The sequence below is a fragment of the Endozoicomonas elysicola genome (assembly GCF_000710775.1).
GTDB classification, from domain to species: domain Bacteria; phylum Pseudomonadota; class Gammaproteobacteria; order Pseudomonadales; family Endozoicomonadaceae; genus Endozoicomonas; species Endozoicomonas elysicola.
In genome coordinates this window covers 3,092,202-3,118,282 of sequence record NZ_JOJP01000001.1, presented here as the reverse complement: position 1 = coordinate 3,118,282, position 26,081 = coordinate 3,092,202, and the positions used below count along the sequence as shown (strand labels likewise).

The following is a 26,081-nucleotide window of genomic DNA, read 5'->3' as shown; positions in this document are numbered from 1 at the left end:
GTTATTAAGAGTTTTAACAACAGCATTACTCGTTCTGTTGCTGCTCGATGGCGGCCTCAATTTCCCGGCGTGCTCGGGCGATATGTCGGCGCATGAGAATCTCAGCCAATTCACCATCTCGATCCTTGAGTGCTTTATATATCATCTGGTGTTCTGTCAGCGCCTGTTCAGGTCTTGCGGCAGAATTGGATGATCGCCGGTAAATGCGAACCAGATGGTATAGCTCATCGCAAAGTGCTCTGATTAGTCGTTTGTTACCGGATGCTTTGATGATGCGATAGTGAAAGTCATAGTCACCTTCCTGATCCATGTAGGCTTCACCATTATGTGCATCAACATAACGGGCATGACTTTCAATGAGTTGACCCAGATCAATAAGGTCTTCATTGGTCATGTTTCTTGCCGCTTCCCGGGCAGCAATGCCTTCCAGAGCTTCTCGAATGGCAAAGATTTCCGAAAGTTCCTGCCTTGTCAGTGTGACAACTCTGGCACCCACATGCGGTGCTCGAACCACGAGCCCCATGCCCTCAAGCCTTAGAATGGCTTCACGCAGTGGCCCACGACCGATGCCATAACGCCGTGAAAGCTCTGGCTCAGAAATCCGACTTCCCTCTGGCAACTGGCCACTGATAATGTCCTGAACCAGAACCTCAGTAACTTCGCTGGCCTGAGTAAGGCGAATTGTTGGTTCTATTGAGGTCATAGGCATCATTGAATATTGTTGACAATATTTTAGCTCGAGGCATTTATACCGAACTTTTATCAGTATTTCTACCTATATTGTAAACAATTCTCCAGAGCTCTGACGTTTTTCTGAACTATAGAGCAAGAAAAAAGTCTCATATCACAGGCATCCCCATACCACTTGGCATCGTCGCTTTAATCGTGGCGAGTACTGTTAAAGAACATCAAAAACATGCTTTCCAGCAGATCGAAACAAATGATAACCATCTGATTTATCTTACTTTATATTAAAAACAGAATTTAATATCATGGACATACAAAACACTCGGCAAAATAAAGACAGCCCTACTGGGTTGTTCAGTGAAATATTGAAACACCGGAAAGAAAACAACCTTCAGATCAAGGCAGTACCTGAAGTAGTACAAAGATACATAGAATATGAATGGGCTTGCTTTTCCGACAACACGCTGTTCATGAGAGCCCTTACCAACCGTAGATTTACTGTTCTGGTTAATGTTGAAAATGAATTGAAGAAAATAAAAAGCGCCAAGGAGGCTTACTGTGAACTGTCTAAAGAGCATAAAAGAGTCATAGATTTAAACCTTGAGCTTGTTATTGAAAACAAAACCCTAAGGAATCAGCTTTCAAAAGAGAGTGAAGAAAAACATCCCGCTAATAAAGGAAATATCCAAAAAAGCGGCAGAGATCTTACAGAGTCAAGCTTTATCACTGATATCGAGTTATTGAAAGAAAAGCTCGAAGCCTTAAGAACTGAAGTTCACAAAACTCAGGAATTAAATGAAGCTGCATTGAGAGCTTTAGATCTGAAATTAACCAGCATGAGGGGCAACAGATTGCAGTTCACTGCTATAGCCTATGCAAATGCGCAAACCAGGGTAAATGCTCAACTTGATCAGGAAAATGCAAGCATTACTGCTATAAATACAGCGCTCATTCAGGAAAGAAAAGCACTTAAAGCTCAACTTTTTTTACTACACCAACATGAATACTTCTAAGAAGATCAATACATCCCTTTCTCGTGGGATGTTAATGCTTCGTTATCGAACGAAGCACCTTTGATACTTCGTTGATGCGACACAGAAAAAACCGGTTATTCCAACACAAAGTCTTCAGCTCGGTAAGTGGTAACGCCGGATAACAGTGTTAACAATACCCTGCTCTCTTTGATAGCCTTTTTGGGAACCGACAGGATATCCCGATCAAGCACTACCAGGTCGGCCTCTTTACCAGTCTGGATACTCCCTGTCCGGGTTTCGCTGCGCATCACGTAAGCAGCACCCAATGTATAAGCTTTGAGCGCCTGTTGAACGGAAATGCTCTCGCGACCTCGACTGACTGCATTATGTATTCCCACAAATGGGTTCAGATCATTAACGGTCCAGTCACTGCTTAAAACATAGTGGGCTCCGGAATCATGCAGATCTTTCAGGCGGTAAGAGTGAAATGCCCGTTCACCCAGGTAAGGTTCTTGCCAGTGATGATTTTCAGGCAGGGTAAAGTCGCCGGCAACCTGCATATCAGCAATAGCATTCAGTTTGGCAAATCTGGGCATGTCTTCATTATCAATCATCTCAACATGGGTGAGTCGATGACGGTGACCCGGGTTTTCCAGATAATTCTTTTCAATGGCATTTAACGCTTCATGAACACCACGATCACCAATCGTATGTATGTGAAAGTCATATCCCGAAGGCTGCAGACGGGCGATGTATGTGCTCAGGCGTTGCTCATCGAAATAATTCAACCCTGTGGGTGGAACGCCATAGAGGCTTAATTGATAAGGTTGTTTTAAAGCGGCAGTGGTATTGTGAATGATTCCATCACTGTAAATCTTGATCTGGTTGATTTGCATGAGTCGTTCAGGGTTAAAGCGGTACTGTTTTTTCAAAAACTCAATCTGGCTTTCATCTTCTTCGTTCGGATACGCCCAAAGACCCAGGTTGACCCGTACCGTAAGGTCATCATTGTTTTCAGCCTTTTTCCAGACATCCAGCCAGCCACGCTTCCAATAAACCCGAGCATCCGCAATGGAGGTTATGCCATATTGTGGCAACTCATCCATCACCCATTGCAACCCTTCATAGTTAATAGCTTCAGCTGTTGGGTTGGGTTGCAGGGCAAGGTCAAAAACCATTTCACCTGCTGTTTCTAACAGGATTCCATTGGGTTCACCAGCATTCGCCCCGTCCAAGTAGCGCATGATGATGCCACCATCAGGATCTTTTGTGTTTTTTTTAATGCCGGCTGCAGCCAGAGCCCTGGAGTTAACCCATATTGAGTGTGACGTACTTTCCATGACGGCGACCGGGCGATCACTGACCCAGCTATCGAGAAGACCTTTTGGGTCTTCAGCTTCTTCCAGTAACGTTTCCAGATGATGCCCATACGCCAAGAGCCAGTCGGTACCTTTCTGTTTTTTCAGGCAAGATAACAGCTGTGACTTCAAGCCTTTCAGGCTCTTTGCTTCCAGCCAGCAATTCCCTCCCACTTCACTACCCGCTTCTAATGCATGAATATGTGCATCATGAATTCCGGGAATCATGGTCAGGCCTTGCAGATCGATAACTTCACTATACTCTCCAGCCAACTCCATTACCTTTTGGCTGGTACCTACATAAACAATTTTTCCACTTTTTACAGCAACGGCTTCTGCACGAGGCAAAGCCTCATCCATAGTGATGATATTGCCGTGGGTAAAAATCAAATCAGCTGCATTCGAACTGTTTGGATACACCACCCTGACACCTGTCATTAGAAAAATAACTGATAGGAAAACAATAGCTTTCATAATTATCCTGATATTTCAGTGGAAGAATGACAGAAACTCTATATGCTCATGGCTGATCAATAAAAATAGTCACTATGTCATTTTTTGATGGTGGAGTCATAGTCTGTAAGAAAGCACCGCAAGCAATGACATTGCACTCCGGCTCCAGTTAAAATGCCGGCTGTTTTGTTCGGACACCTGTATGAAGACTCTGACGATACTGGAACTGGAATATAAAGACGACACCAGTCTCTACTTTGAACATTTTATTAACCTCCCTTATCCATGCTTTTTGGACAGCTCGGCGTTTGATGGTAATCAGGCGATCTATAAAGATCATTTCAGCCGTTATGACATCATGACTGCATCCCCCGAACTGCACTTCACCTTCACCTCAGAAGGTGATTTGATTATTGAAGACCTCATTCAACAAAAAACAGAAACGCTTTCTGATACAGAGCCTTTTTCGCAATTGTCAAACCGGCTTCACGATATGAGCAAAGTCGATAATGCTGGATTGCCTTTTGTGGGAGGGATGGTTGGTTTCTGGGGCTATGAACTGTGTGAATACCTTGAGCCGGGCCGAATAGACCATCGTGATATTTCAACACCGCTTATGTCCGTCGGTCTCTACCAGTGGGCTCTGATCTCTGATCATAAGGAGCGACAAACCTGCCTGGTATTTCACCCTGATATTTCAGAATCACTCAAAAATGAAATCCTGAGCACCATTGATCAAATGGGTATTCATTCAGAACGTTCACCATTCAAGCTGCTCAACCGATTCGCCCCAACCCAGTCCCCAACTGAGTATCAGGCTGCATTCCAGAAAATTCAGGACTATATTGCGGCGGGCGATTGCTATGAGGTTAACCTAACCCAGCGTTTTACTGCCTCCTATAGTGGCAATTCGTGGGAGGCTTTTAAAAGGCTTAGAACCGTAACAAAAGCCCCCTACTCAGCGTATATTTCACGTCCGGATCTGACCATTCTCAGTCACTCTCCAGAGCAATTTATTCGACTGGAAAATGGTTATGTTTCTACAAATCCGATAAAGGGTACCCGCCCAAGAGGAAATATTCCTGAAGAAGATCGCGCTATTGCTGAAGAGCTGCAACATAGCCAGAAAGATCAATCGGAAAATCTGATGATTGTCGATTTGCTGAGGAATGATCTAGGTAAAGTTTGTAAGACCGGAACGGTTTCTGTTCCCAGGTTGTTTGCACTGGAAAGTTATGCCAATGTCCACCATCTGGTCAGTACCATCAAAGGCCAGCTTATGGAGAACCATGACGCATTTGACCTGCTCAGAAGTACATTCCCTGGAGGTTCAATCACGGGAGCCCCAAAAATACGAGCCATGGAAATTATCAGGGAGCTGGAGCCTGTTGCTCGCACAGTATACTGTGGTTCCATCGGCTATATCAGCTGTGATGGCAATATGGACACCAGCATCACCATCCGAACCATTCTGGCAAAAGATGGTGAGTTACATTGCTGGGGAGGTGGGGCCATTGTTGCTGATTCGAACTGTGACGATGAATATCAGGAATCCATTACCAAAGTCAGAAACCTGATGAACACTTTGGAAACCTGTTTATAAAAATAACTCTATTTACAGGCCACATGGCAGTGGCCTCTCTAGTAGAAGTGCCCACTGTTCAATCCAGCCTGATTGGTGGTCAGCATCGACTCTCTCTATATTAATGCAGGAAGTATCCTCAAATGCCTTAAGGTAGTGATGGCTGACCTGTCTCGGGACTATCGAGTCTCTGGCCCCAAAAAAGTGCGCTTGCGTAATTGACGATAATTGAGAACTGAAAGCAAGTGGATCAAGTGCTGCTGGTATTTCGGAGACACCATGATGACGGTTTAAAAATTCAGGAGAAAGGTTACCAGCCACAGTTCGGACACTTATGACATCAGTTCTCTGTGCAGCGATTAAGAGAGCCAGCGTCCCACCACCAGAATAACCGATCAATTCCAGCTTTTCGTACTGTCCACTATCTTTCAGAAATGCCACCGCCGAATTCATGGCCTCAAGCACTTTCGGACTGTAACGTTTGAAAGTCCATACCTCCCTGTTGCAATTGTCATTCATGAGGTACTGGCAAGGCTGGGCTATGTATGCAAGGTCTGGTGATTTATCCTTCAGCATCAAATGATGAACAAGCCGGTTAACCGGGGTTGGATCCATTGAAGGACGGTTAGACCTTAACCATGCACGCCCATCTCCTTCAATATAAATTCTAAGCGTACGGCTCACGGCTTCTTGAGGTGACCAGGTATAAACTGGCCAGTAAACCTCATCATAAACGACAACTTTTAATGGCTGCTGCAAATCCCCAGGGTCGATTTCAGGAATCACCGACCGACTGGCACAACCAGCCATTAACCAGAGACAAAAACAGAGCGATACTTTTATTACTGTTATTTTCTTCATTAATGACAATAACTATCTGAAAAGGTAAGTTCCATAAATTTATATCAATGTAAACTGTTGTTATATGTTTTTTGTTGTAAATGTGAACTCGTTATTGTTAACTGACCGAAAGTAACGTTTTTCATAATTCGCCAGCCATGTAATAGGCGACAACTCACTCCAAACTTAAGAAGTGAACACTATGGATAGTATTCGCAAGCGTGTTTTTAAACGTTCTCTGCTCAGTTCTGCTGTTTTACTCTCAATCCAGTCTTCTTTAGCATCTGCAGGCACCTGCCCTCCACCCAGTATCGATAAAAATATCCATATTCCAAGTAGCGAGTCCTGTGAAGGCGGTATCTCACCGAATGGTCCAATCAATCAGATTCGCATAGAAGGTTATGTTTCCGGCGATGTTATTAATAATAATGGAGTCAGTGATTTATGGCTCAGTTCAGGAACGCTTGACGGTTCGTTTATCAATAATAGTACTGTCCGTGTTATTGATATCAGCAACGGTGCAACCGTTGAACAGGATGTTGTCAATAAAGGATCTATTGATAAGAACCTGACGATTGAAGAATCAATAATTACTGGCTCACTTGTCAATCAGGATTCTAGGGATATCAGTGGAAAAAGTTATGGAGCCTCTGTTAAAAAGTCCAGTATTGGTGTGGGCATTGAGAACCATGGCAGCATAACAGGAAAATCTGGCCTGCAGGTTCATAAATCGCAAATAGAAGAGTCCATCCTTAATTCGGGTGACATTGAGGGTACCCGTAATCATGGCATCGTCGTTTCCGGTAACTCCATCATTAAAGAATCCCTTATTAATCAGGGAACCATCACGGCCAGAAAAACTGGAATCTTATTCAAAAATCGGGCAGCTACAACGCTGTTAGAGAATAGCGTTGATGGTGCGATTATAGCCAATCGCATCGGTATCCAGCTGAAGAATAATAGCTCTGTTGATGAATTGGTCAATAACGGAGATATTCTTGTCACCGAACCAGCAAACCGTCATACCCATGCAGGCATTTCACTGGAAGATAACAGCACTGCAGGCACTATCATTAATCAGGGTGAGATTCAGGTTCATCCTGGTTTTGAACACGATGGCGAGGCATTTGAAGATGGCTATACCGCCAATGGTATTCAAGTCATCGAAAATGCTTCGTCAGGTAATATAGAAAATTATGGAACCATCTCTGCAGACACCTACGGTATTTACATCGACGGTGCAGTCGTAGAAGGCAATATCATCAATGCCGAAGGTGGTGAAATCAGATCTGGTGATAATGGTATTTATCTGAATGAGGCTTATATACAAGGTAATGTTACCAGTTCCGGACTCATTATATCTGAGTTTGATAATGCCATTGACGTTGAGGATTCACAGATTGATGGCTCTGTTCAAGTTAATGGAACACTGACATCCAGTACCCGCTATGATGCGTTAAGTATTGATGACAGCACAATTATCGGCGATGTCCTGACCGGGAATGTAAACAGTAATACTACGATCACGGGCAGAGACGGTATTGATATTGATGACACAACCATCGATGGGAATGTCATATCGTTGTCTGCCATTAACGCGGTAAGTGATGGGTTTGACTTTGACAATACTCATGTCAGCAAGACCTGAGCAATTCCGGAACCATCAGTTCAGGCAAGGCAGGCATTTCCTTCGTGGGTGATATTGAGATTCCTCTCCCTGAAGAGGGTGAGATGCCGGCTCCCATGCTGATTGAAGAGCCCACTGTACCTGTGATAAATGCGGGAAAAATTGATGGAAGCCTGAACAACCAGGGAGACATTAATGCAGGTGAACAGGGTATTGAAGTGGCTCTGTCGGAAATAGGCCTGAACTTTCACAATTCGGGAACTGTAACCTCTACCACTGGCACTGCAATTCATATCTCTGCTACTTCAATAGGCAATGATTTTGTTAATGAAGGCAACTTGTTTGCAGATATCGAACCCCGTTACGCCGTTGGTGAAAGTTATGATCAGCCATGGCTGGGTGCCCCATCGGAATCGGGAGAAATGGTACTGGAATCCCTTGGTGTGGATGAGTACGGTCAGGCGTGGTACAAAATCCGCAACGAAGGACCCATGATGCAGGGTGTTCAGTTAAGTGATCCTTCTGGAGAGTTTATCTCGGGCGAACTGATACTGGATTCTGGCGATCAGATTGTCATTAATACCGGACAATACAGCGGCGACGCGCAAACCTTTGTTCTGACGTACCCAGTGGGTGAAGGTGAACCATTGGCTGAAGTCAGTGTCATTGATCAACCGTTTATCCCACAGGAGATCGAAGCCACTCAGCGGGGAATCTCACTGATGGGCGACTACTACGACGATGGTGAACTTGAGCTGGAAAGCCAGGTGTCCATTGGCGGCAAGTTTACCAATATCGGCGCTATCCGTGCTGTTGATGAAGGGATTTACATTTCAGATACTATGATAGCTGGTGATTTCGATAACAACGGAGATATCACCTCCCTGACCAGTACAGGTATTGCTCTGCAGGACAATGTATCCATTGGCGGAGCCTTCATTAACTCCGGTGACATTACCGCTGACGAAAGCGGCATTGAAATCGAGAGCAGTTCTTACATTAATGATGAAGGCATCATGGATGGCGATAGCCTGATTGTAATAGGTGGTGATTTTACCAATTCCGGAACCATTATTGGCCGCAAGCACGGTATTCATCTCGAAGGCGTTCAGCTGGATGGCAACTTTACTAATGACGGTGACATCACTTCTGAGGAAGGGTCAGCCATAGAAATAGATGATGCCATCATTGATGGCAATATCATCAACTATGGAAAACTCACCGTCACTGAAGATGATGATGAGAATCATGGACTGTCAGTTATCGATAGCCATATCAAGGGCAGCATTCTCAACCTGGGTGATATGGACATCAATGGCACCGAAGGCTTTTATCTGGAGGAAACACGGGTTGAAGGGAATATCGTCAATGGCGATGAAAGCGCCATTGGTAGCGTAACCATTGATGCCTATTCTGATGCTATCCTGCTGGATGATGGAACCACTGTTCAGGGCAACCTTATTAACTATGGCACTCTGATCGCCCGTAACCACGACGGCATTGATCTTGACCAAACCAATATTGATGGAAATGTAGAGAACTATGGCAGCATAGCCAGTGGTGACAATGCCTTTGAACTGGACGGCGATGACGATAGCGATACTCCAGTTTATATGACAATACAGGGAAGCCTGATCAACTCTGGCAACCTGTTGACCCAAGAAGTTGACGATGAAGACAGTGACCGAGATGGTAACGGGTTCGATATGGATTTTGTCGATATTCGAACGGATCTCATCAACAGTGGCAATATCAACTCAATCCATCATGGTTTTCTGATACAGAAAAGCCGCATCGGTGGCAACTTCTCGAACTCAGGGATCCTTGATGTCGAAGCTAACGGGATCGTTCTTGAAGGGTTGGAACCATCACAACCACCAGAAATCATCCCTATGGTATTCAGTGTAGAGGAACTCCACAGACTCGAAATCGGTGGCTTTTTCTATAACGAGGGCCAAATCACGGCAGGTCAGAATGGCATTGTCCTTGAGCGGGCAGATATAGGCACAAATGGTGATACAGCCGATGGTGCCGCTAACTTCGAAAACCATGGGAATATCGACGTTACCCGTGGTACCGCTATACAGATCAATGATTCGACCATAGCCGGTAACTTTATCAATACTGGCGATTTGAGTGCGGATGAGCTTTACGTTTATCAGGCAGGAGACAGCTACCGGCGCAGTTGGGATGGTGAGCTTAATGACGGAGAGTCTCCCTTTGTACTGGAAGCTGCTGGTACTGATGAAAACGGCGATGAATGGTTTAAAGTCCGTTTTGACGATGAGTTTGGTGGAAGTTTCCCGGTAACTCTGATTGATGAGGCCGGTGAAATAGTCTTCAGTGGCGCATCCGTTGAAGCCGGAGAGGAGCTTTATGTCAATGCTGGCCAGCTCCAAGGTGACCTAATTCTGACCATCCCGTTTGCGCCGGAAGAAATTCTCGCTCAGGCAAGTCCCACCCCTGCTCTCTTTGAACCAGAATACGACCCTCGCTCTGGTATTACGATAGAGAATACCGAAATCGGCGGTGCTTTCATTAACTCTGGTGACATCAGTGCCTACCACTCAGGTCTGGATCTACATCAGGTTTCTGTTAATGGTGGTGTCAGCAATAGTGGCGATATCACCGCCAATGACTACGGAATCACCATTACTGATAGTCAACTTTCAGGTGATGTGATCAATACCAGTGATGCAGTAATCACCATGACAGGTAATGATCCGGAGTCCGGTATTCGACTGGATACGGTTACTGGCGTCGGCCATTTTATCAACCATGGGACAATCACGTCGACTGACGACGCCTCTGGTGATGGCATGCTGGCAATCGATATCACCATGGATGGCGTCATGGCGAACACCGGCACCATTGACGCTGAAACCGGTATGTTGATGTTCGGTTCTGATGGAGCAACAGGTTTCACCAACGAGGGAATCATCACTACTGAAGGCCCTGCCATGGTGGTTATAGAGTCTTCGGTAAATGGAAATATCGGTGTCAGTACTGATGGCATTATTGATACCGAATCCATGGCAGGAATTTTCCTGGGCGGTGTTTGGAATATCGATAACCTGATCAATGAAGGTCGTATTACCGTTATTGATGGTGACGGCATTACGGCAATTGATAGCGAGCTTGACGAAAACGTCATCAATACCGGAACCATTGCTGCCGGTGGCAATGGCATCAGCCTTCACGATCTTGAAGCTTCCGCAATTTATAACAATGGAACCATTACAGCTGGCACCTATGTGGAGGAAGAGGAAGAAGGTCCAATGCCAGTTTCGGAGGCGACAGTACCTTCAGGCAGTGGAACAGGTATTTATCTTTCTGATTCAGCACTTCAGGGCAATATCTCCAATGATGTTGATGGCAGTATTCTGGCAGCGACGCATGGTATTTCCCTGAACAGCACCAATGGGGCTACCAACATTCTTAATGAAGGACGCATTGAAGTTGGTACCGATGCCATCAAACTTTCCAACAGTTCGCTGGATCGTATTGAAGATGATGGCGACTTTAACAGTGGAAATATCATTAACTACAGCAACGGCGTGCTCATTGCCGGTGATGATGCTATTCGCATTACTAACAACAGCCTGGTTGAGGGAGATATCGGTAACAGTGGCATCATCACAGCGGTTGAAAATGCCATTGATATTGATGACAGCACTGTTACGGCGATGATTGTCAACTCAGTCAACATTACTTCTGGCGATGTTACCATTGATATCGGTGGTGAAGACTCCGATGAAACATCGAGCGTTGGAGAGATTAGAAATAGCGGCACCCTTGCCTCTGAGAATGGTGCTGTTGTCCGTGTAGCCGATTCATCCCTTGGCTCCATTTACAACATCGGTACCCTTAATGGTGGCCAGGTTTCCGGTGACGAGATGGAGACTGAGAGAGCCATTATCAATGACACCACTGTTGCAATGGACTTCAGAACGGCTATCGCCGGACTTGATCTGTATAACGGCTCTGAAGATGGAAATAACGGGATCATTAATGGCGATATCTACGGCAGTGAGCACAATGATCGTATTGAGTTGGCAGCCGGTGAGCTAAATGGTGATATCTACGATGTAGAAACCATTGATATTACCGGCACCAGCACCCTGAATAATGACATCTTCCACTTCAATAACAGCAGTACATTGAATGTCCAGGAGCCTGGCACCCTAGCCTTTGGAGTGACTGATACAGTCTCTGTAGAAGGTGATTACACTCAGGATGGCACATTGAGTGTCGTACTGAATGAAAACACAGCAGATCTTGCCGACCCCGTGCTTGAGGTAACTGGCAGTGCAAGCCTGAATGAAGGCAGTACTATTAGTATGAGTGTTGAAGACCGCAACATTGCCAACTTCAATCCAGGTGCTACCGGTGAAAATGTCCACCTGATCCATGCGGACTCTGGTGTTACCGGTGATGACAAGGTCACCCTTGCGTCCGATTCCATTCTGTTTAACTACTCGACCTTCAGCAGTAATGAAGGAACAGAGTTTGGAGTTGTTGGAACCATAACTGATCTTGGTACCCTGGCCTCCAGTAGTGGTGCCAGTACTAACGCGGTGAACGCCATCAGCACTTTCCAGGGTGAGAACTCTGAGGGATTAGTGGATCTTTATACCAGTAATCCCGACCTGTATAACGCCATCTATGATGGTACAGAAGCAAGCCTGACGGAACTGGCCGAGCAGCTGATAGCGGGTAATCCAGGTAACAGCATTGCTGCCAGCCAGAATGCCCAGAATGAAGCCATCAATACCATTCTCGGCCGGATTGCGGACCTGAGAACCGGTGCTTCCGGTATCTCGGCAGGTGATGGGGAAGCCGCTGGAAATAACCTGCGTCCTGACTCTCTCTGGATTCGGGCGATTTATTCCGATGGTGACCAGAAAGCCCGTGATGAGTTTGGCGGTTATAGCCTGCGCAGTAAGGGCTTCACCCTGGGAGCGGATAAGGACATCAACGATTACCTGACGCTTGGCCTGGGCATGACCATGGTCACCAGTACTACAAACCAGACAAGCAGCGGTACCAGAGGCAATAATGGTGAGACCGATACGTACCTGGGCTCACTCTATGCCGGCTGGAGAAATCAGGACTACTTTGTTGATGCCAACCTGAATATAGGTTCCAGCAAAACCGACCTAAGCGGTGCAGGATGGAATACCCGGTTTGATTCCAGTCAAATAGCCATTAGTGCCTTGGCCGGCAAAAGCTTCCTGTTTAACAGCAATGACTCTTTGATCGAGCCCAGTATTGGAGTGAACTTCACCAAACTGAAAAGTGACAGTTACAGTTACAATACAACCAATGTCGGTGAAACAAGCCTTGAAGCACTGGAACTGGGAGCTGGGGTTCGTTATATGACCAGTTTCGATGTGGGCTCCGGTCAGCTTCTGCCCGAAGTCAGCCTGATGGCCTGGCACGATTTCAAGGCCGAGGCGGTGGAAGCTGAAATTGGCTTTGAAAACTCCGGTGGAACCTTCACCTACTTTGGCCCAGAAGCGGTGAAGAACCGCTATCAGGCCAGTGCTGGCGTGGAGTACTGGATGGACAATAACTTTACCCTGTCCCTCAACTACGATCATAACTGGCAGAGTGGCTTTAAAGCCGACACGGTACAAGCCAAGCTGCGGTATGACTTCTAATCCACTGATAGCTAACTAGCCTCTTCAAACCGGCCTTATGGCCGGTTTTCAGTGTCTGAAAGTTGACACTTTTCCCTTGTAAAACGCCCACCGAAGTTGAATATACTTGATTGAGGCTATTTGGCACCTCAAAAGCGCTGACTGTTTGCCCCAGCCCGCACCATGAGCTAAACCGATTAGTAGGACTATTAAATCAATAACGAGTAAATGCTGTTAAGGAGTAATACTCATGTCTTCTCTAAAAAGCCTTGGTGCCGCAATTCTGCTTTCTACTTTGGCTGTTTCAGCCCATGCTGGAGAGTCCAATCGTCTGAATATCAATCAAGCCAGTGCAACTGAAATTGACAAAACCCTGGTGTTTGTCAGTGAAGATACTGCTCGAAGCATTGTCGAATACCGTGATCAACATGGTAAGTTCAATAGCATTCATGAACTGGCTAAAGTAAAAGGTGTCAGCAAGCGTCTGGCCCGTTACAACCGTAGCCGAATTAGCTTTGAATAAATTCTTATAAAAATAATGTTTATGGTCATTTAGCACAGATTTCTTCTGTGCTTTTTATTATCTGAAAGATAGTGCAATTACCTTCCCTCTCAGGCATCCTTCGATAACACAGAAACTATTTTTCTGTTTCAGAATAAGAACATACAGGGACTGTCTTCATATGAGTAGTCAGTATGCAGATGCCTTTGAGCAGAGGGGGCACCCTTATGATCAGGCAATGCAACGCTTTCCAGACTCCAGGAATTTTGAGTTTATACATCTGTTTGATCAGATAGATTTAACGAAAGCCAGACGTATTCTTGATTTACCTTCTGGCGGGGGGTATCTGTCTCAATTCCTTCCCGAACACTGTGAACTGGACTCTGCTGACCCAAGTTCCCAGTTCAGAAAATCAGACGCGATTTATGAACTTAATCTTGAGAGTCTCGTATTGCCTGAGAGCCATTATGATCTGGTGATATCTCTGGCAGCACTACACCATATTGAGAATAAGCCTGGCTTTCTTAATTCTGTGGCAAATACTCTTAAACTGGGTGGCTTTTGTTGTTTCTCAGATGTTGCAGCAGACTCGGGTATCAGCCACTTTCTGGATAAATTTGCCGGTAAATACAACCTGACCGGACATAAAGGCAGTTATCTGCAAATTGATGCGCCCTACCCTGGCTACATGAGTCAAAAGCAGCTGTCATTGGTGGAGCATGCATTAAAGCCCTGCCCTTGGGTATTTAAAAACAAAACAGAAATGGTCGAATTTTGCCGTCTTCTTTTTGGGCTGAAGGCTGTATCTAACCAGCAAGTTCTGGATGCCCTGAGCTTCTATGTCGGATATACCGATATCACCAATAGCCAAGGTGAACCGGGGGTAAGTCTGAAATGGGAGCTGCTTTATATAACGTTTCAGAAGCAGTCCTGAGGACGGAAACAGCTCTGAACAAAACAATGAATAAAGGATCTGTATATGGATATTCTTTTTATCAGTGGCATCGCTAATGACAACAAGGTCAGCGCAGTGCTTGATAAAAATGGGCGATTTCAATATCTGCTGAATGGCTCAAGCAGTGTTGCTCCTCATATGGAAAACATAACCGAATTCAAAAGTCACCGATTCATTCTGGGAGGAACTGGTGGTCATCAGCGTTACGGATTTCAGTTTCATCCGGCCGTCATTTTCAATGAGATCAGTGATCCGGATACCCATAGCCATTCATTGGGCCGCTGCATCGATTTCTGTAATCAACAGAAGGCTCCTGTACTTAATAGACCTGAAGCAATCCAACAGACACGTCGAGACCTGGTGACCGAGGCCTTGAACGATATTCCTGGCGTAGAAACACCCAAGACGATCCGTTTTTCGCCCAAAACCCCTGAGGATGTTCGCAAACAGATCAATGCCCATTTCACCGGCCCTGTTCTGCTCAGGGAAGCGGGTACCCATGGCGGAAAAAGCCTGACCAAAATTGATTCTCTGTATAATATTGAGCAGCAGCTCTACCCTTTTGCTCTGGATGGGCGACCCTACTACTTAATTGAGTTCAGAAACTTCGTATCCGGAGACGGTTTTTATAGAAAGTTTCGTATCGTTGTTATTGAAGGCGTGCCTTATCTAAGACACATGCTGATTAATGATCACTGGATGGTACACAGAACCGCGAGAGAATTTATGTCGTCCAGAAAAGCGCTTCAGGAAGAGGAAAAACAATGGATCGAAACTTTTTATAAAAAACCACCTGTTGAGCTCACCAGCAAAATCATGAAGATTGCGGATCGCCTGAAACTGGACTACTTCGGGATCGACTGCAACCTCGATGAGGATGGAAATATGCTGATTTTTGAAGCCAATGCCAACATGAACATCCTGATTAACACTCAGCCTTCGCCCAATTTATGGGATGCCCCAATCTCAGCTATTCATGAGCATTTGAAAGCGGTTATCCTGGCCAGAACAAAAGCCTGATTGGATCAGAGCGCACAGCCCCGGTGCGCTCTTATACCCCCCATCTTTCAAGTCGCTACTTTTTTGGCTGCTTAGCAACTTGAAATTCTTTGGGCATATGAGTTTATCACCCTCTTGCTGCAAACAATGCGGTACGCAGATCATCATAGTTGGTAATAGAGGGATACTGAGGAAACTCGGCAATCACATTATCAGGCGCCATAAACAGGAACCCGGCATCAGCTTCAGACAACATGGTAGTATCGTTATATGAGTCACCTGCCGCCAGTATACGATAGTTAAGGCTTTTCAGCGCTTTGACCGAAGCTCTTTTGGGGTCTTTCTGTCTCAGTTTATACCCGGTCACTTTGCCTGACTCTGCAACCTCAAGGCGATGACAGAAGAGCGTTGGACGGCCCAACTGAACCATGAAAGGATCGGCAAATTCGTAAAATGTATCCGAAAGAATAATCAGCTGGAATTCACTGCGCAGCCAGTCCACAAAATCTACCGCACCTTCCAGTGGCTTCATTCCGGCAATCACTTCCTGAATTTCGTTCAATCCGAGATTGTGCTTATCAAGAATGGATAACCTCATGGTCATCAGTTCATCATAATCCGGAATATCACGAGTCGTTGCCTTGAGTTCATCAATACCTGTATGTGCAGCAAACTCAATCCAGATTTCAGGAATCAACACACCTTCAAGGTCAAGACAGACGACATCCATTGGTTATTCTCACTATGATGATTAGACTTATTGCAGCCTGAGCGGCTGTTCGAGAATATAGCATAAAAACCTATAAATATAGGTATTGATTCTATTATTGAATATATTGCCATTGCTACAATGACATTCAGCGATACTTGGAAACAATCATCAAGGGGAAGTGCATCATGAAAATAACCATGGTCAAAAAAATAATGGCCGATGGAAATCTCTGCAAGAAATGTCAGGAAGTACAGGAGAGGCTGGAGAGTTCAGGGCACATCAACAGGATCGATCAATTCATCACTGCGGATGAAGGCGATGCTGGTAGTACCGGAACTCTGCTCGCGGAGCTTTATCAGGTGGACAAAGCCCCCTTCTTTATCGTTGAGGAAGAAGGCAGGGAGCCGGTTATTTACACCATTTATTTCAAGCTGGTGAAGGAAATACTTGAAAAAGCGGCTTGAATCAGGCCGCTTATATATCATTACCGGTTAGGCAGCTGAACGTGGGAAAATAACTCATCAACTTCGGCCTTGTTATGGCGGAGGATCGCTTCCTGAACCACATCTTTGGTCAGGTGGGGAGCAAACTCTTCAATGAAGTCGTACATGAAGCCGCGGAGGAAGGTACCCCGTCTGAACCCAATTTTGGTAATGCTTGGCTCAAACAGGTGGTCGGCATTTAGAGGAACAAGATCAGAATCCAACTCAGGGTCGTAAGCCATTTTGGCAATGATGCCGACGCCAAGACCCAGACGTACATAAGTTTTGATTACATCAGCATCGGTAGCAGTGAAGACGACTCTTGGAGACAACCCTTCATTCATAAAGGCTTCATCTAACTTAGAGCGTCCAGTAAAGCCAAAGACGTAGGTAACCAAGGCAAAACGGGCAATGTCTTTTAACGTCAGTTCAGAAATCTGGGCCAGTGGATGATCTTTAGGTACCAGCACACAGCGGTTCCACCGATAACATGGCATCATAACCAGATCATTGAACAGCTCAAGCGCTTCAGTAGCAATTGCAAAGTCAACAGAACCATCTGCAGCCATTTCAGCAATCTGAATGGGAGTACCCTGATGCATATGCAACGCAACATCGGGATATTGGCCAATAAATTGCTGAATAATTCCTGGTAGGGCGTAGCGGGCTTGAGTATGTGTGGTAGCAATGGAAAGACTACCCTTACGCTCATCACTGAACTCTTGAGCAACCTGCTTGATCGACTCTACCTTGCGCAGAATTTCACCCGCTGTATCAATGATTTTTTCTCCGGCAGGCGTAATACGAGTCAGATGTTTTCCGCTTCGGGCAAAAACTTCAACACCCAGCTCATCTTCCAGAAGCCGGATTTGTTTACTTATACCAGGCTGAGAAGTATATAGACTCTGCGCAGTAGCTGATACGTTGAGATCATGGTGGGCGACCTCCCAGATATAGCGCAGTTGTTGCAGCTTCATTGATAGCCTCCGGTCAGGCAGGTGGTGCTGACAAAAATGAACAGAGTGAAACAGGATCCGTTAGTTCTATAAAGCATAAAAGAATGACATTAAATTCTTTTCCAGAATACAAGCCAGTCAATATAGTTACCAGCGAATCATCGATTTTTAGTCAATATTTTCAAACATCGTCTTGGCTACTTATAACTTTAGACCATAAATTTCAGGATGCTTATGGATTTTCTAACATACATTGCCACCGGTGCCGGCGTTGGCTTTGCGGTTGGCCTGACAGGTATCGGCGGTGGTTCACTGATGACACCACTGCTGTTAATGTTCGGCTTTCCGGCTCATATCGCCATCGGAACGGACCTGATGTATGCAGCCATTACCAAGTCAACCGGTGTCATCATCCACCACCGTCAGAGGAGTATTGACTGGACTCTGGTCAAAACACTCTGTGCTGGCAGCCTTCCTGCTACAGCCCTGACGATTGTTCTACTCAAGGTTTTTTTTGACAGAAGCGCTGATTATAGCCCGATCCTTACACTATGCCTCGGGATAATGCTGACACTGACCGCTTTATCCTTGTTTATGAGTCCTTTGTTAAAGAAAAGGCAGGCTACTGGTGTCTCAATAATTCCAGGTAAATTTCAGACGACGCTGACATTTATTGCAGGTATTTTCCTGGGTGTTCTGGTAACACTTTCATCGGTTGGTGCAGGCGCTCTCGGAACAGCAGCTATTGTACTGCTCTACCCGCTTCTTAAACCTGTTAAAGTTGTGGGCAGTGATCTGGCACATGCAGTGCCCCTGACTCTATTGGCTGGTCTTGGCCATATCTGGCTTGGTAATGTTGATTTTGTTCTTTTAGGCAGTCTGTTAATCGGCTCCATCCCTGCCATATACGCCGGAACTAAAGTAGGCATGAAGCTACCTGATACGTTTATGCGGATCATTTTAGCCATGATATTGCTCGGACTTGGCTTGAAATACCTGTTTTAGCGCTTTTCAGGGTTGCAGCCTCGGGTCAGTTTGAATAAAGTGGAAAACCCTCATTCAACCAATGGAAAACCCATAACCAAGCGGGTTTTATACAAGGAGTGAGGTCACATTCTGTCAGTATGGGTGCCATTTTCATCAGGCATTACAGTGAGCGGCAACAGGATTAAAGTAGAAAGCGTCACAATAAATATCAGTTCAATCGAACCCTGTTGTTTCATCGCACCTGTTTCGATAAAGGTTCTACATCAACGAACCCATGATATGAATTCACATTTTACTTTGTCTGCAAGCACTCAATCCGCTGACTGGGAGATTATAGAAATACCTTTTTAAATAACGGAACCGTATAGATGGCTGTTTTACCCATTGAAGACCTTAATATTGAATCTCAGGAAGTACTGTTAAGCCCAGAGCGGCTCAAAGCTGAGATCCCAATGACTGAAATAGCAGCAAAAACGGTTTCTGAAAGCCGTGAAGTCATCAGGGATATTCTTGACGGGAAAGACCATCGACTGTTCGTCGTCATTGGCCCCTGCTCAATCCATGATGTTGCTGCCGCAAAAGATTACGCCCGTCGTTTGCAGCAGCTCAGCGAAGAACTGAGCGACACTCTATACCTGGTTATGCGAGTCTATTTTGAAAAGCCAAGGACAACAGTGGGCTGGAAGGGTCTTATCAATGACCCTCATTTGAATGACTCTTTTAAAATTGAAGAAGGCCTGCACATTGGCCGTCGCCTGCTGATGGATGTCGCCGAGATGGGAATTCCCGCTTCTACCGAAGCCCTGGACCCAATATCACCTCAGTATCTTCAAGATCTGGTAGCCTGGTCTGCCATTGGCGCCAGAACCACCGAGTCCCAGACTCACCGTGAGATGGCCAGTGGCCTCTCTTCTGCCGTTGGCTTTAAAAATGGTACCGATGGTGGTCTGGAAGTGGCCATCAATGCCCTACAGTCTGTTTCCAGCCCTCACCGTTTTCTGGGTCTTAATGGTCTGGGGCAGGTTGCGGTTACGCATACCAAAGGCAATCCTTATGGCCATATCGTATTGCGAGGTGGTAACGGTAAGCCCAACTATGACTCTGTTAGTGTTGCACTCTGTGAAAAGGAGCTGGAAAAAGCAGGCATCAAGCCCAATATCATGGTGGACTGCTCTCATGCCAATTCGAATAAGGACCCTGCCCTGCAACCACTGGTTATGGAAAATGTGACAAATCAGATTCTTGAAGGCAATAAGTCGATAGTTGGACTGATGGTGGAAAGTAATATTGGCTGGGGCAGTCAGAAGATGACCGATGACCTGGCAGACCTTCAGTATGGTGTTTCAATTACTGATGCCTGTATCGACTGGGACACCACAGAGAAAACACTTCGTAGCATAAGGGATAAATTGAAGGATGTATTACCAGATCGACGAAAGTAAGGCCTTCTAAGCCCTTTTCTCGATTAGATAAACAGCTCGATTTGTTCGGGCTGCTCTTCCCTTGAAAGGATGACTTTATTGTCATCAGCCTGAACAGGTTCAACAATACCCAGCAGGCATAGCTGGCTATCGGGTGGTGTATAAACTTCCAATGTCTGCTTTTTTCCATAGCTCATCTTACGCTCAACCGGCATATTACTGATTCTGCGATCGAGTATGGCTGAGCAGATCATACACACACTTGATAGATGGTTGTTGACCAGCACCTCGTAGCGACACTCATTATTAAGCACCTCGGTACACAGCGTACGGTCACTTCTCGACTCAATATCCAGGTTTGCCTCAACCAGATGGCGAGCAGCACTGCCATCTTCGGTGACAAAAAAATTGGATAAAATGGTCTGTTTATAGCGCTTCACAGTTCCGTCGGACTACAGGGTGATTAAATGAGATGAAGAATTCAAAAAGGCGGGAGAAGATACACTATTATTTCAGATAGTTATACCGGTATCTTTACCACTAAGTAAAAATACCATCACCCACGGTTGAATTACCACAAAAACAGAGAAAAATCGGCGATATCAGGATGTGAATGGCTGATACTGTATTTTGTTTATAAACCAAATTTTTGGACCGCCCGGAGTATGCACTGTGATTTCATCATCCACCTGACGTCCAACCATCGCCCTGGCCATAGGAGAGTCTATGGTGATGTGATTATTTTTAACATCAATTTCATCCGCCCCAACAATGCGGCACTGTAAAACTTCACCCTCTTCACTTTCCAACTCAACCCAGGCTCCAAAAAAGGCCTTACCCTCTTGCTCCTCTGAATAATCAACCACTTTCAGAATTTCGAGTCGCTTAGTGAGATACCGTATTCGACGGTCAATTTCTCTCAGTAGCCGCTTCCCTTCTTTATATTCAGCATTCTCACTGCGGTCACCCAGTGCTGCAGCTTCAGAAACAGCCTGAGTCACTTCAGGGCGCTTGACCCGCCAGATATAGCGCAACTCCTGCTCAAGCTTTTCTTTACCTGCACGGGTGATAAGGGGGGACTTCATACAGTGAAACCGGGATTCAACGGTGAGTGAGCAGCAGAAAAAGGGAGGACGCAACAACTCCCCTTTCCTGAAAGGCCTATATTATTTATAGAAAGCATTCTCAGTATTACTGTGGTCCGTCACATCACGTACCCCTTTCAATTCAGGGATTCGCTCCATGAGCGTCTTTTCAACACCATCCTTAAGCGTCATGTCAACGGCAGCACAACCCTGGCAACCACCACCAAACTGCAGCACAGCAACACCATCATCCAACTCAACCAGAGAAACCACACCACCATGGGAAGCAAGGCCAGGGTTCACCTCAGTCTGAAGGAAATAACTCACCTTCATATCCAGTGGGCTATCTTCATTAACCATAGGCATTTTGGCGTTAGGTGCCTTGATGGTGAGCTGGCCACCCAGCTTATCTTCGGCAAAATCAACAACTGCTTCTTCAAGGAAAGGCTCACTGGGACCTTCCACATGACAATTAAAATACTCAAGCTCCAGTGTAATATCTTCCTCTTTCTCTTCACCAGGCTTGCAGTAGGCCAGACATGTCTCGGCATGAGGCGTGCCGGGATTGCTGACAAACAGGCGCACCCCAATCCCTTCAACACCCTGTTTTTCCAGTAACTTTGCAAGATATTTCTGTGCGGCTTCAGTGAATGTAATGTTCAACGCAACACTTCCTCTATTAACTTCAAGGCTATTCTATGACATTGGGACGCATCAGAGAATCCCCACCGCTTAACTCGGTTATTCAGCAACTATTCCTTTTGTTTTAACAATCAGCGAGAATAGTTCGCATTTGCAATTCATCGACCGCTATTCATCGACAAGAAAGAGATTAATAATGAAAGAAACCATCAGCATTCTGGGTTGTGGCTGGTTGGGCATGCCTCTGGGCGAACGACTGGTAAACGATGGCTATCCAGTCAATGGCTCTACCACCCGGGAAGAAAAACGGGAAGCGATTTCTTCGGCTGGCATGAACCCTTATATTATCGGCCTTTCACCGGAACCACAGGGTGATATTCAATCGTTTCTTGATACTGATATTCTCTTCATTAATATTCCCCCCTCAAAAGGTGATGGGCAACCCAACTTCTACCTGCGCCAGATGCAGGAACTACTCAAAAATATTGAGCAATCCAGAGTAAAAAAAATCATTCTGATCAGTGCAACCTCCGTGTACCCTCAAAATAACGATGAAGTAACGGAAGAAGATGCCGTTCGAATTGAATCTCCATTCTCTGACACCGCATGGCTGGATATTGAAGAACTGTTCACCCAGCACGAAGACCTGAAAACTACAGTGCTTCGTTTTTCAGGGCTTATTGGCGGTGAATATCAGCCAGGTCGCTACTTTTCGGGCAAAGAGCTGGGAGGAGCTGACGATCCAGTGAATATGATCCACCGTGAAGACTGCCTGCAAATCATTGAGCAGATTATTGCCAAAAACCTGTTTGGAGAAGTCTTCAATGCATCCGCAGATGAGCACCCTACCCGACGCCAGCTTTATACCCGTTCCTGTGAAATCATGGGTATTGCACCTCCCATCTTTATCGATAAACCCATGCCCTATCGGCTGGTGAATTGCGATAAATTGAAAAAAGCCCTTAATTACCAGTTTGTTTATCCGGACCCACTGGAAGCACTGGACGTCTAGTCTAACGCTAAAACTCCTGAAACCTACTGTTTCAGGAGCTTGTCATTATTATACCAGTTTAATATCTCATGAAGGGTTACCACACTGCCCACGATGATCAATGTGGGAGCCTTTACCTTCTCAGGCTCGATAATTTTATTAATTGTTGCCAAGGTGCCGGTAAAAACTTTTTGATTCCGGGTTGTACCCTGTTGAATCAATGCAATCGGTGTCTGCGCATCCCGCCCATGGTCAATTAACTCCTGACAGATACGCGGCAACCCCAGCAGCCCCATGTAAAACACCAGCGTTTGCCCAGGATCCAGCATCTCATTCCAGTTTAAGGCATAACTGCCATCTTTCAGGTGTCCTGTGACGAAGCGAACAGACTGGGCATGATCACGATGAGTAAGAGGAATACCGGCATAGCTGGCACAGCCAGAAGCAGCAGTAATACCTGGAACCACCTGAAATGGGACTCCTTCACTGGCCAGTGTTTCAATCTCTTCCCCACCTCGGCCAAAAATAAATGGATCACCACCTTTCAACCGCAGAACCCGCTTACCCTCTTTGGCAAGCTGAACCAGCAAGGCATTGATCTCTTCCTGGGGGCGAGCATGACGATCCCTTTTTTTACCGACATATATGTAATCAGCATCACGGCGACAAAGAGCGAGAACATCTTCAGACACCAGGCGATCATGAAGAACCACGTCTGACTGTTGCATCAACCGTAGTGCTTTAAATGTAAGAAGATCCGGATCACCCGGGCCGCCACCAACCAGGTAAACTTCCCCGATTTTCTGCGCAGATGAGCTTTGAAGCGTCTGGTCAATCAACTTACGGGCTCCTTTCAGGTCACCTGTCAGTGCCTTTTCTGCAGCAGGACCAACCAGGACTTTCTCCCAGAAATAGCGGCGATCGTTAATATGGCTGAACTTTGCTTTAACCATATCACGACACTCACCCGCCAACGCTGCGAGCCGGCCATATCCCTGGGGTAAAAGCGTTTCCAGCTTCTGGCGCAACAATCGGGCAAGTACAGGAGCCTTACCGCCAGTAGAAAAAGCCACAACTACCGGGGATCGATCAACAATAGCAGGCATTACCGCATTTCCGGCATCCGCATCATCAACAACATTCACAAAGAGATGACGACGTTGGGCAGAAAGAGCCACCTGCTGGTTCACAACACTATCATCTGTTGCGGCAATAACGAGACAGACGTCGTCAAGATCCTGCTCATCGAACGATTTATTCAATAGCTGATCATCCCCATCAGCTAGAAACACTCGAATATCCTTACAAATTTCTCTGGCAACAACCCTGACGATGGCACCGGAAGCCTTAAGAAGTCGAATTTTCCGTAGGGCGATATCTCCACCACCCACGACCAGGCAGTTCTGGTTACGTACCTGTAGAAATAATGGTAGATAGTCCATGTTGTTCTCGTTATTACTTATGATTCACTCAAGGCCATCAGGCTGCATTGACAACCTGATGGCCTGCGGCACAGTCAATCCGGGCCATGGATCGCAAGATTTTACCAGCATACGACAGAATAAAGATAATAATGTTTCCTTACTATTTATTCTTAAAAGTTATATATGTTGGATAGGGAAAAATCCGACTTATATCTGATGCGACTATGAGAGTACAGTTGATATCGAATATGACGATATAACGTTTACATCCGAATGAGACTCTCCTCCTCCTTCATGGATTGAAACACGCTTCTGGCACCAATAATTGTTAGTCACTCTATGACCACTCAAACCTGTGAAAACAGCTCCCCCAACAGGGAGTTCCTGCGCAACTTATGGCAACTGGCTCTGCCGATCTCTATTCAGTCGATGATGTTTTCATTATTGGGTCTGATCGATATTTTCATGGTGTCGCAGCTAGGAGAAACGGAAGTCGCGGCTGTTGGCATGGGTAACCGAATATTCTTCTTTAACCTGATACTGATTGCCGCGCTGGGCAGTGGGATGAGTATTTTGTCTGCACAGTATATTGGCGCCCGGAATATGGATGGCGTGCGCCGCACACTTGTACAGACCATTATTGCTGCACTGGCAATCACCACCCCATTCGCCATTATTTATTTGCTTTTTCCGGCGCAGATCATGGGACTGGTCAGTAATGATGTAACGCTTAAGGCGCTGGGCAGTAGCTATCTGGTGATCACGGCACCATCTTTTCTTTTTGTAGCAATCACAATTCCCCTGGAAGCACTGCTGAGAACCAATAACGACGCAAAAACACCGACGCGTATTGGCTTTATCACCATTCTCATGAACGTGTTCTTTAACTACCTGCTGATCTATGGCCACTTTGGCCTGCCTGCCCTCGGTGTTGCAGGCTCTGCATGGGGAACCACAATTTCCCGGCTGATCCAGGTTGGACTGCTCATTTATTACATTCTTGAAGTACGCCCAGGGCTTAAGCCAGTAAGAGCAGACTTGCTGCAATGCAAAAATCGTAAACACTGGATTAAATATATTGGTATCTGTGTACCTATGTTGATCCAGGATGGCCTGTGGTCATTTGGTCTCGTACTGTACAACCTGATGTTTGCCCAGATGGGTGTTGTCGAACTGGCGGTAATGAGCGCCATCTCTTCCGTTGAAGGAGTTCTGATATCCATGTTTATCGGGTTCGCCATCGCCACCTCGATTATTCTTGGCAAAGAGCTTGGTGCCGGTGAATTTGAACTGGCTTGGAAACAAAGCCGCTATTTCATGCTGGCAGCACCTGCCATTGCCCTGTTGATTGGTTTCCTTACCCTGATTTTCAATGAGCAGATCGTCAGAATGTTTGGCAAGTTTCAAGGTGATACATTGAAAATGGCCAGTGAGGTATTGATCATTGCTGGTTTTGCTCTGTGCATTCGAGTAATCAATCTGACTGGAATCGTTGGAGTGCTGCGCAGTGGCGGTGATGTAAAGGCTACTGCAGCAATCAATATCATTGGTATGTGGTTTGTGGGTGTACCACTGACCTGGGCAGCCGTTACTATCTGGAACTGGCCACTATACCTGGTGTTTATCTGCGCACTGATGGAAGAAGTAACTAAAGCCATTCTGGTACTTTATCGCGTACTGGCTAAGTACTGGCTGAAAAACCTGACGGTAGAGGCTGAAGCCTGAGAGAGTTATCGTTCAGATTAAAAAAGGCTTCCATTCA

21 protein-coding genes are annotated in these 26,081 nt (G+C 45.8%); 12 read left to right on the top strand and 9 right to left on the bottom strand.

Features of this window, described 5'->3' with window-relative positions; all coding sequences use genetic code 11:
• Nucleotides 1-25 precede the first annotated feature (25 nt).
• On the bottom strand, nt 26-703 hold the full coding sequence (locus tag GV64_RS13385) for a GntR family transcriptional regulator (RefSeq protein ID WP_020583428.1): 678 nt from the start codon (nt 701-703) through the stop codon (nt 26-28).
• 289 nt (nt 704-992) lie between these two features.
• Here GV64_RS13385 and GV64_RS13380 point away from each other — a divergent pair, with 289 nt between their 5' ends.
• Entirely contained in the window at nt 993-1,700 is a 708-nt protein-coding gene (locus GV64_RS13380; protein ID WP_020583427.1) for a hypothetical protein, read from the top strand.
• Between the two features lie 95 nt (nt 1,701-1,795).
• On the opposite strand, the gene GV64_RS13375 is transcribed toward GV64_RS13380, so the two are convergent.
• Nucleotides 1,796-3,493: an amidohydrolase gene (locus tag GV64_RS13375; RefSeq protein ID WP_020583426.1), complete on the bottom strand. Its 1,698-nt coding sequence runs from the start codon at nt 3,491-3,493 to the stop codon at nt 1,796-1,798.
• Nucleotides 3,494-3,674: 181 nt separating this feature from the next.
• Between GV64_RS13375 and pabB the strand changes: the two genes are divergently transcribed.
• Complete coding sequence (gene pabB, locus GV64_RS13370; protein WP_020583425.1) at nt 3,675-5,075, top strand: aminodeoxychorismate synthase component I; 1,401 nt, start codon at nt 3,675-3,677, stop codon at nt 5,073-5,075.
• A 12-nt stretch (nt 5,076-5,087) separates the two neighbouring features.
• Here the strand turns inward: pabB and GV64_RS13365 are convergent, their stop codons facing one another.
• The gene (locus GV64_RS13365) at nt 5,088-5,915 is read right to left on the bottom strand and encodes an alpha/beta fold hydrolase (RefSeq protein ID WP_152554052.1); all 828 of its coding nucleotides are present in this window, start codon (nt 5,913-5,915) and stop codon (nt 5,088-5,090) included.
• A 181-nt stretch (nt 5,916-6,096) separates the two neighbouring features.
• Here GV64_RS13365 and GV64_RS13360 point away from each other — a divergent pair, with 181 nt between their 5' ends.
• The 5 genes from GV64_RS13360 to GV64_RS13340 all read left to right on the top strand — a co-directional run bounded on the left by GV64_RS13360 (nt 6,097) and on the right by GV64_RS13340 (nt 15,640).
• The gene (locus GV64_RS13360) at nt 6,097-7,542 is read left to right on the top strand and encodes a hypothetical protein (RefSeq protein WP_020583423.1); all 1,446 of its coding nucleotides are present in this window, start codon (nt 6,097-6,099) and stop codon (nt 7,540-7,542) included.
• A 44-nt stretch (nt 7,543-7,586) separates the two neighbouring features.
• Entirely contained in the window at nt 7,587-13,184 is a 5,598-nt protein-coding gene (locus GV64_RS13355) for an autotransporter domain-containing protein (RefSeq protein ID WP_020583422.1), read from the top strand.
• Between the two features lie 229 nt (nt 13,185-13,413).
• Entirely contained in the window at nt 13,414-13,686 is a 273-nt protein-coding gene (locus GV64_RS13350; RefSeq protein ID WP_020583421.1) for a ComEA family DNA-binding protein, read from the top strand.
• 160 nt (nt 13,687-13,846) lie between these two features.
• Entirely contained in the window at nt 13,847-14,599 is a 753-nt protein-coding gene (locus GV64_RS13345) for a methyltransferase domain-containing protein (protein ID WP_020583420.1), read from the top strand.
• 45 nt (nt 14,600-14,644) lie between these two features.
• Entirely contained in the window at nt 14,645-15,640 is a 996-nt protein-coding gene (locus GV64_RS13340) for an ATP-grasp domain-containing protein (protein WP_020583419.1), read from the top strand.
• Between the two features lie 106 nt (nt 15,641-15,746).
• Here the strand turns inward: GV64_RS13340 and thrH are convergent, their stop codons facing one another.
• Nucleotides 15,747-16,349, bottom strand: a complete 603-nt coding sequence (gene thrH / locus GV64_RS13335) for a bifunctional phosphoserine phosphatase/homoserine phosphotransferase ThrH (RefSeq protein WP_020583418.1) — start codon at nt 16,347-16,349, stop codon at nt 15,747-15,749.
• A gap of 167 nt (nt 16,350-16,516) precedes the next feature.
• Between thrH and GV64_RS13330 the strand changes: the two genes are divergently transcribed.
• The gene (locus GV64_RS13330) at nt 16,517-16,795 is read left to right on the top strand and encodes a hypothetical protein (protein WP_020583417.1); all 279 of its coding nucleotides are present in this window, start codon (nt 16,517-16,519) and stop codon (nt 16,793-16,795) included.
• 20 nt (nt 16,796-16,815) lie between these two features.
• Here GV64_RS13330 and cysB read toward each other — a convergent pair whose 3' ends face one another.
• Nucleotides 16,816-17,790, bottom strand: a complete 975-nt coding sequence (cysB, locus tag GV64_RS13325; protein WP_020583416.1) for an HTH-type transcriptional regulator CysB — start codon at nt 17,788-17,790, stop codon at nt 16,816-16,818.
• 213 nt (nt 17,791-18,003) lie between these two features.
• Between cysB and GV64_RS13320 the strand changes: the two genes are divergently transcribed.
• Both GV64_RS13320 and GV64_RS13315 read left to right on the top strand, forming a co-directional pair.
• Entirely contained in the window at nt 18,004-18,774 is a 771-nt protein-coding gene (locus tag GV64_RS13320; protein WP_020583415.1) for a sulfite exporter TauE/SafE family protein, read from the top strand.
• A 350-nt stretch (nt 18,775-19,124) separates the two neighbouring features.
• A complete protein-coding gene (locus GV64_RS13315; RefSeq protein ID WP_020583414.1) occupies nt 19,125-20,198 on the top strand; it encodes a 3-deoxy-7-phosphoheptulonate synthase in 1,074 nt (357 codons plus the stop codon).
• 23 nt (nt 20,199-20,221) lie between these two features.
• Here GV64_RS13315 and GV64_RS13310 read toward each other — a convergent pair whose 3' ends face one another.
• From GV64_RS13310 to nfuA, 3 genes are all read right to left on the bottom strand, one after another.
• Nucleotides 20,222-20,617 carry a hypothetical protein gene (locus GV64_RS13310; protein WP_020583413.1) on the bottom strand — a complete coding sequence of 132 codons (396 nt, stop codon included), beginning with the start codon at nt 20,615-20,617 and terminating at the stop codon, nt 20,222-20,224.
• Between the two features lie 162 nt (nt 20,618-20,779).
• Nucleotides 20,780-21,262, bottom strand: a complete 483-nt coding sequence (greB, locus tag GV64_RS13305) for a transcription elongation factor GreB (protein ID WP_020583412.1) — start codon at nt 21,260-21,262, stop codon at nt 20,780-20,782.
• A gap of 81 nt (nt 21,263-21,343) precedes the next feature.
• Complete coding sequence (gene nfuA, locus GV64_RS13300; protein WP_020583411.1) at nt 21,344-21,925, bottom strand: Fe-S biogenesis protein NfuA; 582 nt, start codon at nt 21,923-21,925, stop codon at nt 21,344-21,346.
• 175 nt (nt 21,926-22,100) lie between these two features.
• Between nfuA and GV64_RS13295 the strand changes: the two genes are divergently transcribed.
• The gene (locus tag GV64_RS13295; RefSeq protein ID WP_020583410.1) at nt 22,101-22,916 is read left to right on the top strand and encodes a Rossmann-fold NAD(P)-binding domain-containing protein; all 816 of its coding nucleotides are present in this window, start codon (nt 22,101-22,103) and stop codon (nt 22,914-22,916) included.
• 23 nt (nt 22,917-22,939) lie between these two features.
• Here GV64_RS13295 and cysG read toward each other — a convergent pair whose 3' ends face one another.
• Nucleotides 22,940-24,337 (bottom strand): siroheme synthase CysG, encoded by a 1,398-nt coding sequence (gene cysG / locus GV64_RS13290; RefSeq protein ID WP_020583409.1) that lies wholly within the window; start codon nt 24,335-24,337, stop codon nt 22,940-22,942.
• A gap of 321 nt (nt 24,338-24,658) precedes the next feature.
• On the opposite strand from cysG, the gene GV64_RS13285 reads away from it, so the two are divergent.
• Nucleotides 24,659-26,044 carry an MATE family efflux transporter gene (locus GV64_RS13285; protein ID WP_020583408.1) on the top strand — a complete coding sequence of 462 codons (1,386 nt, stop codon included), beginning with the start codon at nt 24,659-24,661 and terminating at the stop codon, nt 26,042-26,044.
• Nucleotides 26,045-26,081: the final 37 nt, after the last annotated feature.